The following is a 12,299-nucleotide window of genomic DNA, read 5'->3' as shown; positions in this document are numbered from 1 at the left end:
GTTACACCTCGCTCCCGGCTTGTGATTTGGGCGAAGCCGTCAACCTTAGGAATCTGCCGTAGGCCTCTTCCCAGATGGGTCTGTCCTTTGGTTCATAATCAGTAACTGGGAATGAATCACGAATGACCTTGCGGGCTTCCCATATATCCTTAAAGGCTCCGCTTGCCATCCACTGTACAGCCATGTTCCCGATCGCACTACCTTCTGCTGGCCCCGCCCATACCGATTTGCCAATGGAATTGGCTGTCCACTGACATAACAAGCGATTCTGAATGCCACCACCGACCATATGCAATCCATTAAAAGACTGTCTGGACAGTTGTTCTGTCCATTCCAGCACCCTCCGATACTTCAGTGCAAGGCTCTCCAGAATAGAACGGGCAATAGCCCCCTGATCTTGCGGCTCAGTCTGCCCTGTATCACGGCAATATTGTTGTATACGAGAGGTCATATCCCCTGCTGGCATAAACCGCTCATCATCGGGATCAAACAGACTCGCAAATGGAGGAGCAAGTTCCGCCCTGCTCAGTAACTCCGCATAGCTGATTCCCTGTCCTTTCCGTTCCCATTCACGCATGCATTCTTGCAAAATCCACAGGCCCATGATGTTCTTAAGCAAACGGAACGTACCGCCTGCCCCGCCCTCATTCGTAAAGTTGAGCGCCAAACTCTCGGAACTGATGGCGGGGTGATCAATCTCCGTGCCCATAAGTGACCAGGTTCCGCAGCTTAGGTAAGCAAATGAACGCTCTGTTGCCGGAACAGCCACAACCGCCGAACCTGTGTCATGCTCTGCAACCGCAATAACCGGAATGGCAGATAAGCCAAGATCACTGCAAATGCTGCTGCGCAGCTGCCCCACTCGAGTACCTGGCATGACTGCTTCTCCGAACAGTGTCTCCGAAATACCGATATGTGCAAGCAGTTCACTGTCCCAATGCCCTATGGTTGGATTGTATAGCTGTGTTGTGGTGGCGTTGGTAAACTCATTCACCGCTTCACCGGTCAGAAAGTAACGAAGCAGATCGGGGATCATGAGGAAACGCTCCGCTTCGTTAAGCAGTGGGGAGCCTTTCCGCTTAAGCGTAGCCAACTGGTACAGTGTGTTAAAGCTAAGAAACTGGATGCCTGTGCGTTCGAAAATTCGCTGAGAGGTCAATTCCTTACGCACCTGATCCATCATGCCGTTAAATTGTGCATCACGGTAATGATATGGATTGCCCAACAATTCACCATGACTCCCAAGTAGTCCAAAATCAACCGCCCAGGAATCAATCCCCAGACTTTCAGGCTGCTCTCCCTTTTGTTTAACATGGTTCAGCCCTTCCAGCAATTCATGGTGCAGCCTCAATATATCCCAGTGCAGCCGCTCCCCCGCTTTTACCGGTTCATTCTTGAACCGATGGATCTCCATCGTTTCCATTCCCCGATCATTCAGATGACCCAGCAGTGCTCTCCCGCTTCCAGCACCCAAATCATACGCCAGCACACTCACCGCTCTTCACCAGCCCTTCATCCCATACTATATTTTCGCTCTTGAATATTTCTTGATTTCAATCATAGCTGCTCTGCACTTTATTCTTTATTTTGTTGTTTGTTTATTTTTGTTTTATACTGTTTTGCTTTATTTTACGAGTATATCATCATTGTAAGCGTTTGAATACCCTGTGATTGGTTTCTTTTACCCATACCAAAAACGACTCTCTCCACTCGGGAGGAGCCGCCTTCCTGTTATTTTACGTATAAAAGCTGTTTTTACTAACACCGGACTGGGGCTGCACATCTCTTTCAAAATGCTTAAACCTGGTCCCCTGATATGTCAGCATGCCTCGGTCATGTTCCACAAGCATACCGTAGTCACTCCCACCTACGTTCAGTTCTACCCGTTCACCGTTGTCGAGCTCAAATGTAATGTAATAGTAAGTGGAAGCCCTGCTGTCCCCTGTTCCCCCGCTAACTCTAGTTCGCTTTGCCACAATCGTTGAATGCAAGGTTAACAGCGCTGATGCATTATTCGATGACCATGTGCGTACCCCTGAAATAATGGCATAAACAATGACACCAGCAATGATGAGAAAAACGCCACCGATAAAAATGGATCCAAACGCACTCATTGCTCCAAACTCATTGAATCCAGCAAAAAAACCACTCTGATTGCCCTCAAATCCCGGAACATCATTCATGTCATCAAAAATACCGAAGCCATCCATGCTTAACCAGCCCAGTGATGAAGATATGCTCAATGACGTCATTCATCATCGTTCCCTTCTCCCTGCAAATTAAGATGCACCGCCCCCTGCCAAGGAGACGGTGCACGCAGACAACCCTACAAGCCTTGTCCGTATACTATATGAACCTGATTACGAATACAGACGTTCAAGTTCATCGACCAGACTGCCAACATAGGCAACAGCAGCACGAATCGGCCCAGGTCCAGACATGTCCACACCCGCAAGCTTCATCAGCTCTTGCGGATCAAGGCTTCCTCCCGCTTTCAATGCATCAAGCCAGCGATCCACGGCAGGCTGCCCCTCTTCCCGAATCAGCTGTGCAGCAGCGGTAGATGCCGTCAGACCTGCTGCATAGGTATATGGATACAATCCCATATAATAATGAGGCTGTCTCATCCAGGTCAATTTCGCCCCTTCATCAATCACCAGATCAGGCCCCCAGAACTCGGAGAGAATGTTGCCTTTCAGCTGACTTAACGTCTTCGCTGTGATAGGTTCATCCTTAGTTGCGAGTGCGTACACCTGACGCTGCAATTCACCTTCAAGCAGATGCGTAACAAAGTTATGGTAATACGTATTGAGCGATTGCAAAATGACCCAACGACGCATTCTCGGATTATCAGAACGTTTCAACAAATGATCTGCCAGCAGCATTTCATTCATTGTCGAAGGCGCCTCTATGAAATAGAGGGACGGTCGTGTATTCGTAAGACGTTGGTAATGCCCGGCAAGCATGAAATGTCCAGCATGTCCCACTTCATGGGCAAGTGTAAATGCTCCGCGCATATTGTTTGCCCATGAGATCAGGATATAGGAATGAGAACCATATATGGACGAACAAAAAGCTCCTGTCGATTTGCCCGCATTATCTGCGTAATCTACCCAGCGCTCACTAAATGCACGCTCCACAATGTCGCCATATTCCGGTCCCATCACGGCAAGAGCTTCACGAATAAGCGTGCAGGCTTCCTCATATGTAATGGCAGGGCTGAATTCAGGGTCCAGTGGTGCTTTCAGATCACAGAACATCAGCTTGTCCAGACCTAACTCACGTTTCTTGAGAGCTGCCAGTCTGCGCATGTGAGGTGCGAGTTCCTGCTGGATGATGTCCAGTACATTGTTATACATCTCTTTGCTTACCTGCTGCGGGCTGAGCAGCATATCTGTAACATCATCATATCCACGCAGCCTGGACATGACGACCTGTTTCTTCACTTCGGTTGCGTAACCTTCAGCAAACGTATTTTTGTAATCATTCAGCTTGGAGCTGAATGCAGCATACGCAGAGCGGCGCAGCTTTGTATCCGATGACATTTCATAATTATTCTCATAGAATGACCAGGACAGCGGGCGGTTATTGTCATCGCCATCAAGTGCATCGTCAAACGTCATGTCTGCTAATTTACCACGCAGATAGATCCGGTATGGCGAGTCCAGCACTTCCCCGAGGGAAGCGAGTACCTTCTCCGTTTCGGGCGAAAGACGATGTGCCTTTTCCTGAATTAGACGATCCAAACTGCGGGCATACGGCTGCAAACCCGGAAGTTCTTCAATATAACGTTTAACCGTTCCATCCGGAAGATCCACGATCTCGGAATTCACAAAAGACAAGGACGACGACAAATTCGATAAGATGTCTCCCGCCTTGGCTGAATTCTCAATATTCACGGGATTGGTACTGTCCTCCGACTGTTTCAGCCGGGCATATGAAGCTGTTTTGCTAATGCGTTCCTGCAAAGCTTCGCGGGCATCCAGACAGGCCAGCAGCTGCTCAGCGCCTTCGCCCAGATGTCCTTTAAATGTTTCGATATGGGCAGCAGCTTCAGGCAGTGATCTAAGCTCCTGCTCCCACTCTGCGTCTGTCCCAAACAAGTCTCGCAAGTCCCAGGTAGTCTCTTGGTTTACTTCATCGCGTGTACGTATTTTTTCCATCGTTAAATGTCCTCCTCCTTGCATTTCCAATATCTCTCATCGTATCATATTCGGAGCATTTATGCCTTACATATCCTAAAATGAGCCTTTTGGTTCAAGGGATTATAGATTGGACTAAAAAATATTCACACTTACCACTCCGACGGAAGAATAACCTTCCGATCGCTGTTATCCCCAGATTTTTTGATCCCTTTTCTAAAGGGGAAATCCGGGGATAAGCATATGCTTCCGATGCAGCTTTCTTTCAGAAGCTTTTAGGCTAACGCTTCGCTTCTTCAGGCTATTTCTGCCTTCTACGTTTCAAGAAAACTTTTTTAAAACTGTCAGTGAATTAGAGGGAAAGAAAAACCGCCAGGTAATGGAAGTGTCCATTTACCCGGCGGTTCGTCTGACTATAACTTATTCTGATTTCCAAATTACATTTTCACCATAGTTTTTACCCCAGTTATACATCGCATGCAGCACGGGCATCAGGCTCTGTCCGTGATCCGTCATCGTATATTCCACACGAGGAGGTACTTCTGCATACACCTTGCGCTCAATTAGCTTGTCTTCCTCCAGCTCACGCAACTGGTTGGTCAGCATCTTTTGGGTAATATGAGGAATCAATCGCTTCAATTCACTGAAACGTTTGGTGCCTTCAAGACCCAGATGCCATAAAATAATCAGTTTCCATTTGCCGCCAATAACAGCAAGGGTCAATTCTTTCTCACAGTTGATCTCTTTCAAGTTGATGCGTTCCTTGACTTCGGTTGCCATGGCTCCGAGCCCCCTTTTCTTCCACTCAATATTATATCGCTAAAATGCATTTCGCATATCACAAGAACACTCCGCAACAGGAGAACTTGCCGCTCCCTTGTATCATATAACGGGTTCATTGGTTCGATACAGCTTGTATACATTCTACTACAGCAAGACTCTGATGTTAAGCAAACCCCGAATCAGACCACAAACAACGATAGCAGAAAAGACCGGAACTCCCTCTTGTTTAAGGGTATTCCGGTCTTCCATCTATTCTACTTCATCAAGTTTATGACATATGGTCTATTCCAGGTTAGCATGACGCCCAAACATGTCTGCTCCAGTCATACTCTTCATTTCCATCATGGTGAGCACCAGTGCATCCATGCTCAGCAGCAGCCCCTGTTCAAACAGAGAGCCCATCGGCTGTATGGTCACTGCCGCTCCGGCGTTTGCTGTATCTTCTTTGGCGGATGCATGAAGACGAACCACGGTATCGGACAGCTGTCCAATGGTGGACTCTGGTTTAATTGTGATCAGACCCACAGGAGCACCTGCTTTACTGGCCTTCTGAGCCATCGCTGCCAGACTGCCTGTCTCCCCTGAGCCTGAGCATAACAAGAGGAAGTCTTTCGGAGAGATCCCTGGCGTAACGGTCTCCCCAACTACATATACCCGCAGACCCATCTGCATCAATCTCATCGCAAAAGCCTTTCCCATCAGACCGGATCGGCCTGCGCCTGCCACAAAAATCTGTTCGGCAGCCAGAATATGTTCCGCCATGGCCTGCATCTCCGAGTCGTCGATCTGGCTTAGCGTACGTTCCAGCTCCTTCAAGATGTCCACTGCGTATTGTCGGCTGCTCATCTGTCTTACCCTTGTTGAACCAAACGTTGCATCTCAGCTGCTACTTTAGCTTTGTCTGCTTGTCCAGTGATACCGCCACCCACAATCACCAGATCCGGTTGTGCTTTGATCACTTCAGGCAATGTTTCCAGCTTGATGCCACCAGCTACAGCTGTTTTTGCATTTTTCACGGCTTGTTTGATCGTTTGCAGATCTTCGAACGGGCTTTGTCCTTCAGCTTGCAGGTCATAACCTGTGTGTACACAGATGTAATCTACGCCAAGCGAATCAACTTCGCGAGCACGCTGTTCAAGATTAGGCACGTTGATCATGTCCACAAGAACTTGTTTGTTTTGTTTCTTCGCTTCTGCTACTGCACCTTTGATCGTACTATCATTGGTTGCCCCAAGCACAGTGATCAGATCCGCACCAGCTTCAGCTGCTTTCATGATTTCATAACCACCAGCGTCCATAATTTTAAGGTCTGCAAGAACTTGCAGATTAGGGAATGCTTCTTTCATCGCTTTTACCGCGTGCAAACCTTCATTAATAACGATTGGCGTACCAATCTCAACGATATCGATATATTGTTCAACTTCTTTAACAAGTGCAATACCTTCAGGGATGTTTACCAAGTCCAATGCCAATTGCAATTTCACGATTCATTTCTCCTTTTGTTGTTCGAGTATGAGTATATCCTGTAAAGGATGTTAAAATATTTAGCCTGCACCGTTCAGCCAGTTCAGATGCATGCAATGTTTGTCATGGCTACTCATTCATTGTAGAACCCGACTATCCGTTAAGGAAGTACGCACTTTGAAGTCAGGTAGTTACTTGCACGATACTATTGATTGAATTACATTGTTATATGAACTTAAATTCGAAAATAAGTTATCGTTCACAATCCACATATGTGGTTATCTGCGAATTCATGTGCTCCTCTTCTCATCAAAAAAGACCCCGCCACAAGGACAGGGTCTTTCCAAAGTATCAAGTCAACAAGATTATACAAATTGATCCTGAAAACGTATTTAAACCTCTCGGTTAATCATTCAAATCTTGGATTTACAGATAAACAGGTTTCACGCATACCGGCTTGGATACACCTGTGCTGTGGCCTGTGTATTTCAGACGCCCGCTCTCCTGATCCACTGTAAAGGAAACGATATTGTTGGTATCGCGGTTAGCTGCGATCAGCAGTTTGCCATTCGGAGTCAAAGCAAAGTGACGTGGGTGTTCACCCTCAGCAGATACATGCTCAACCAGTTTCAAATGTCCTGTTTCAGCGTCTACTGCAAATACCACGATGCTGTCATGCCCGCGGTTCGAACCGTATACGAAACGACCATCGTTTGATACGGCGATTTCAGCTGTTGTGTTTTCACTGCCGTCATAGCCGTCAGGCAATGTGGACACGGTGGAAACCTCTGTCAACGTGCCTGCTGCTGCATCATAACGGAAAGTCGTAATGGAAGAATCCACTTCGTTAATAACATAGGCGAATTGACCGTTCGGATGAAATGCCAAGTGACGAGGTCCTGCACCCGGATGTGTTTTGGTTTCACTGTGCAGTACGAGTTCATTCTTGCCTGCATCAATGGAGTAGATTGCGATTTTGTCCGCACCCAGATCCTGTACCATCATGTATTTTCCATCCGGGCTGAAGAATGCAGAATGCACATGCGGCTTGTCCTGACGTTCAGGATGCGCACCTTTGCCTTCATGTTTCTTTTCATCCAGAAGCACGCCAACTTCACCGTTATCCGTCAGGGCTTGCAGACCCACCAGACCACCGTGGTAGCTGGAAAGGATCAAGTAACGTCCGGAAGGATCACGTTGGATATGACATGGTGGAGCCGAAATGGAGTCATGACGATTCAGCAATGACAATTTTCCTGTTGAAGGATCAATGCTCAGAGCTACAGCTTCAGACATTTTATTGCCTTCGGCAGACGCCGTCTCACCGATCGCATACAGTTTATTACCTTCAGCATCCACGTTTACAAACGTTGGATTTTTCACGCCCGCGATGCCGTCAAGCTTGGAGAGGTTACCTGTATCCTCATTCAATTCATATGCGTAAATGCCCTCATTTTCCGCTTCGGCATAAGAGCCGACCAATACGAGCAAGCGTTTTGATTCACTCATTACAGTTTCCTCCTCTATGTGTATGTAATCTGGTTGCACCTCTTCTATAATAAATCTGCCATATCAAAATAGCAATCCACCGCCCCTGCGCATCCCATCAAAGAAGTGGCATTCACATCGCTCATGACGTAAGACAATACCAATATCCATTCCGACAAAGGTCAACTTCTGCTATGATAAAATAGGTTTTTCATCCAGAAAGGACTGAATTTCGATTGTTTAATTCATTTCTGCTCACGTTATATCATGTATTTCTGCCCATATCGCTTCCCGTGATCGGAGGAATATTGTTAAAACGGTTCAAAAATTGGGATACTCGGCCGCTGTCGACCTTTTCCCTCTATATTTTGAGCCCTGCGCTTATCTTTGATACACTGCTGCATGCTGATATTACATGGACAGACGTAACCGGCACATTCTGGTTCTCCATGATTAATCTGATCGCCTTGTGGGCACTGGCTGAACTGCTGAGCCGAGTATTCCATCTTGGGGCAAGCGAAAAAGCGGGACTCACCCTCGTCTCCACGTTTACGAACTGCGTGAATTATGGGCTCCCGCTTGTGTTGCTTGCCTTTGGACAGCTTGGATTGGATAAGGCTTCGGTATATGTCATCGGACAGATGATCATTGTAAACACAGTAGGTATCTTTTTTGCCGCCAGATCGGAATTCACGGTCAAAAATGCGATTCTGTCCGTCTTCCGTATGCCTTCCATCTATGCTGCTGCGATAGCCATCATCCTGCGTGCATCCAATCTGAGCTTGCCAGTGGCACTGGATGGAGGCATCTCCATGCTCGCAGCCGGTTACTCCCCTGTCGTACTGGCCATTCTCGGTGCACAGATGCTCAGAGCGCGTGGTTCCGTCGAACCTTGGAAACCTAACGTGCGCAAAGCGTTCTGGACTGGACTTATAGTACGGCTTGCTGCAGCGCCAGTACTCTCATATCTAATCCTGACTGCACTTCAGATTGAAGGAACGTTATTCAGTGTGCTGCTGATCCTAGCGTCCATGCCGACCGCAGTGAACGCCGTAATTTTGGCCGAGCAATTCAATGCGTCTCCGCAGTTTGTGTCCCGCTGTATTCTGTGGACAACTGCTGCGTCCATGGTCATTCTGCCGATCATGATTGTGATGTCTTCCTGATCAGCACGGAAGCTGAAGTTGGAGACATCGCTGCTTGCTTGCGTTTCTCCAACCGACGTTCAAAGCGACGTTTCAGTGCTCTGACATAGAAGAACTTGACGACAAAGTAAGAAATCACACCCAGGATGACCCCAAAGACGGACATGCCTGCCAGAATATCCAGGCCACCCCGCAATAGTTCACTTAGCGCGGACCAGTTGCCGCGAAACAGCTCCATAAAGGCACTCTCATGAACAAGCCCCTGCCCCATGCTGTGCGCCGGCAATATCCAGGAACCAATTTGCTTGGCAAGCGGCATCAATATGATGGGCAGGAAAGTTAGCTTGCCGACCACATTGCCCACAATAGCCGCTGGCAGTGAACCACCGGACAAACGTACAATCGGATAGAACACGAGATATACCAGTGATGCTGTGGAAATGACGATCAATTCCAGACCAAAACCCAAAGCAAATCCGGTAGATACTTTATGTGCCCCGCCGGGAGCACGTAACAATTTGAGAAAATTAAGCTTCAAAGCACGTGTTAAACGCGCAAAACGTGAGTTTTTGCTTTTCTGTAGGTTCATACCGAACTTCCCCTTATCTTACACAAATGACGGCTGAAGCCGCCTACTCTTCAGTATATCACACCGCGTTAACGCCTGCTGTTATAATCACTGGCTGTGTCTCAATGGCGACGTTACCTGCTACCGCTCTGGAGATCATGCAGGACTCTTCTGCTTTATGTGCCAAGCGCTCCGCCTTCGTTACATCAGCATCAGATGCATCCGCTTTGAGCACAATGCGAGGTCTGTGTGTGATCCGTTCGTACGTAAATACGTTATTGGTAACATCCACTGTCGCTTCGGACTCCAGTGTCAGCTCATCCGGTGTAATCTCCGATCGCTCCAGCATTGCTGCCAGCGTAATCAAATAACAGGTGGACGCTGCACCCAGCAGCATTTCATCCGGATTGGTACCGGTACCCGGACCACCCATCTCCTGTGGAATCGAAATGACTGTTTTTAACCCGCCTGCATCAATATGCCCTTCACTGTTACGTCCACCATTCCAAGTAGCTTTCAGGTGAAAAGGATGTTTCATTATATTCATTCCTTTCTAATTAGACACGGACACATGCTATGGATTGTTCGTTCAGTGCGCTAACCTGCTCTTCCTCTAAGCCCAGATCCGTTATTACTTTTGCCACACTGCTGAGTTCAGCCACTCTTGTAAAAGCCTGCACGCCAAACTTGCTCGAATCCGCCAGCAAAATAACTTCATCAGCTATGCTGATCATCTTCTGCTTCACCAGCGCCTGCAATTCATTCGACTCACTGATGCCCTTGGTCAAATGTACACCTTTGCAGGATAAGAAAACTTTATCCACATGATACGCATCAAGCGACCGTTCAGCTAGCGGCCCTACAAACGATAGGGACTTCGAAGCAAGCTGCCCGCCTGTCGCGATTACACGGATCTGTTCCTTGTTACTCAGCTCCGCTGCGACCTTAATGGAGTTGGTCAACACGGTGAGTGGTATGTTCGGCAGTCCAGCCGCCATATACCACGCAGTTGTACTGGCATCGAGCGCTATCCGGTCACCGTGCTCTACCATTTTCAACGCTTCGTCCGCAATTCTGCGTTTCTCTTCTGCATGAGTTACAGCCCGCTCCGGATAAGGGATCTCCGACTGCCCCTCTTCTTTATATTTTACGCTGACAGCCCCGCCGTGGGAACGTCTGAGCCTTCCCGCCTGCTCCAGCTTGTCCAGATCACGACGGATCGTCTCTTCCGTCACACCGCAGCGCTCACTCAGCTCGGTTACGCGCATACTTCCCTGGGAATCTACCCATTCCACAATTTTCTCATAACGTTCAGCCACGAGCATCTTCATTCACTCCAAACCGTTGATTATCCAAGATGAATCCTGTTCATCCCATCATACCACAGTGCCCCCGGAAGTAGAATTTCATCAAGGGCGCAGAGGGTGCAAAAAAGAGGGAGCTTACGCTCCCTCCATTTCGAATGAAATTGTGTCTTATTTATCGTCAGCCATAGGGAACCAGCCCGGTGTGTGAATAATTGCATTCCAAAGACCGTCAGGGATAACCAGACGTTCCTGATCCGATTTGGTGAGAATCGTCTCAATATCTTCTTCACGTCCGCTTTCGATTTTCTCAACCCAGTCAGGCTCGATAATCAGCTCACGACCGATCGCAAGCAATGGCACACCACTCTGAAGAGCTTCGGCTGCCTCATCTGCCGTATGGATGGCACCTACGCCAATGACAGGCAGTTTACCATCCACGCGATCAAGGATAAATTCAATTCTGGAGCGAGTATCTGCTTCACCACGTCTTGGCTTGGACCAGAACTCGTTGACGGATACATGCAGGTAATCCAGATTTTTATCTTTCAGCGCATCAACCAATGCATACGTCTCTTCCATGGTCAGTCCCGGTGTTTCCGGCTCTTCTGGGGAGAAACGGTATCCAACGATAAACGGCAGTTTCGTATGTGTAGCTACAGCCTTCTGGACCTCATCCACCACAGCCAGTGGGAATGTGAGACGTTTCTCGATGCTTCCACCCCAACGATCTTCACGTCGGTTGGAATGCGGAGAGAAGAACTGCTGAATCAGATAACCGTTCGCACCATGAATCTCAACACCGTCGAAGCCAGCTTCAATGGCGCGGCGGGTTGCTTCTCCAAAGTCCTTGATGATGGACGTAATTTCGTCATCAGACAACTCTCTTGGTACAGGAGATCCCGGACGCTCACTGGCAACAGCGCTTGGAGCAGCGACTTGACCCGCTGGCACCGCTTGTTCTGGCGTGAGACGACCTGCATGGAAAATTTGCAGTACGGCTTTGGAACCTTGCTGCTTAATCGTATCGGCCAGACGTTTCAGACCGGGAATAAAGCTATCGTCATAACTTCCAAATTGAGCCGGAAAACCAATTCCATTCGCAGTTACATGGGTTACCGCTGTAACAGACATACCAGCACCGCCAGTACGACGTGCATAATAAGCAAGTTCAGCGTCTGATACAGTACCATCTTGATTTGAGGACATATGAGTCATTGGAGCGAGCACGATCCGGTTTTTCAGCGTAATGCCGCTTGGCAGTGAAACTTGTTCAAACATTGGGCTATACTTTGGATTCATTCGTGGTTCCCTCCTGATTTAATATCTCTTTTAATAGATATATGAATATATGCGTTCGCTTACTGTAATGATTATAGTTACGTTTCACTCACATTGCAACTTT

The 12,299-nt window shown here is 48.0% G+C and carries 12 protein-coding genes; 1 reads left to right on the top strand and 11 read right to left on the bottom strand.

The annotated features are described in order from the left end of the window. Position 1: 1 nt before the first annotated feature. The 7 genes from AC4PM4_RS00485 to AC4PM4_RS00455 all read right to left on the bottom strand — a co-directional run bounded on the left by AC4PM4_RS00485 (position 2) and on the right by AC4PM4_RS00455 (position 7,898). Positions 2-1,495: a rhamnulokinase gene (locus AC4PM4_RS00485; protein ID WP_491612421.1), complete on the bottom strand. Its 1,494-nt coding sequence runs from the start codon at positions 1,493-1,495 to the stop codon at positions 2-4. Positions 1,496-1,736: 241 nt separating this feature from the next. Further along, positions 1,737-2,243, bottom strand: a complete 507-nt coding sequence (locus AC4PM4_RS00480) for a DUF2500 domain-containing protein (RefSeq protein WP_256336127.1) — start codon at positions 2,241-2,243, stop codon at positions 1,737-1,739. A 117-nt stretch (positions 2,244-2,360) separates the two neighbouring features. Next, positions 2,361-4,163 (bottom strand): oligoendopeptidase F, encoded by a 1,803-nt coding sequence (gene pepF / locus AC4PM4_RS00475; protein ID WP_491612418.1) that lies wholly within the window; start codon positions 4,161-4,163, stop codon positions 2,361-2,363. A gap of 399 nt (positions 4,164-4,562) precedes the next feature. Next, a complete protein-coding gene (locus AC4PM4_RS00470) occupies positions 4,563-4,922 on the bottom strand; it encodes a winged helix-turn-helix transcriptional regulator (protein ID WP_063563329.1) in 360 nt (119 codons plus the stop codon). Positions 4,923-5,207: 285 nt separating this feature from the next. Continuing rightward, positions 5,208-5,771, bottom strand: a complete 564-nt coding sequence (gene hxlB / locus AC4PM4_RS00465) for a 6-phospho-3-hexuloisomerase (protein WP_491612415.1) — start codon at positions 5,769-5,771, stop codon at positions 5,208-5,210. Between the two features lie 5 nt (positions 5,772-5,776). Further along, positions 5,777-6,409, bottom strand: coding sequence for a 3-hexulose-6-phosphate synthase (gene hxlA, locus AC4PM4_RS00460; protein ID WP_063563327.1), 633 nt, complete (start codon positions 6,407-6,409; stop codon positions 5,777-5,779). A gap of 406 nt (positions 6,410-6,815) precedes the next feature. Continuing rightward, positions 6,816-7,898: a lactonase family protein gene (locus AC4PM4_RS00455; protein ID WP_072732503.1), complete on the bottom strand. Its 1,083-nt coding sequence runs from the start codon at positions 7,896-7,898 to the stop codon at positions 6,816-6,818. 215 nt (positions 7,899-8,113) lie between these two features. Here AC4PM4_RS00455 and AC4PM4_RS00450 point away from each other — a divergent pair, with 215 nt between their 5' ends. After that, positions 8,114-9,043 carry an AEC family transporter gene (locus AC4PM4_RS00450; RefSeq protein WP_488730925.1) on the top strand — a complete coding sequence of 310 codons (930 nt, stop codon included), beginning with the start codon at positions 8,114-8,116 and terminating at the stop codon, positions 9,041-9,043. Here AC4PM4_RS00450 and AC4PM4_RS00445 read toward each other — a convergent pair. The 4 genes from AC4PM4_RS00445 to AC4PM4_RS00430 all read right to left on the bottom strand — a co-directional run bounded on the left by AC4PM4_RS00445 (position 9,021) and on the right by AC4PM4_RS00430 (position 12,196). Next, positions 9,021-9,611, bottom strand: coding sequence for a DUF2062 domain-containing protein (locus tag AC4PM4_RS00445; protein ID WP_063563324.1), 591 nt, complete (start codon positions 9,609-9,611; stop codon positions 9,021-9,023). The two genes, AC4PM4_RS00450 and AC4PM4_RS00445, sit on opposite strands and share 23 nt — an antisense overlap. Positions 9,612-9,669: 58 nt before the next feature. Further along, on the bottom strand, positions 9,670-10,128 hold the full coding sequence (locus AC4PM4_RS00440; RefSeq protein ID WP_079694564.1) for an OsmC family protein: 459 nt from the start codon (positions 10,126-10,128) through the stop codon (positions 9,670-9,672). A 19-nt stretch (positions 10,129-10,147) separates the two neighbouring features. After that, complete coding sequence (locus AC4PM4_RS00435; RefSeq protein WP_090805633.1) at positions 10,148-10,915, bottom strand: DeoR/GlpR family DNA-binding transcription regulator; 768 nt, start codon at positions 10,913-10,915, stop codon at positions 10,148-10,150. Between the two features lie 150 nt (positions 10,916-11,065). Beyond that, positions 11,066-12,196: an NADH-dependent flavin oxidoreductase gene (locus AC4PM4_RS00430; protein WP_090805630.1), complete on the bottom strand. Its 1,131-nt coding sequence runs from the start codon at positions 12,194-12,196 to the stop codon at positions 11,066-11,068. Between the last annotated feature and the right edge of the window lie 103 nt (positions 12,197-12,299).

The sequence above is a fragment of the Paenibacillus sp. MDV22-iso6 genome, from assembly GCF_058408365.1.
This window is presented reverse-complemented; position numbering and strand designations above follow the sequence as displayed.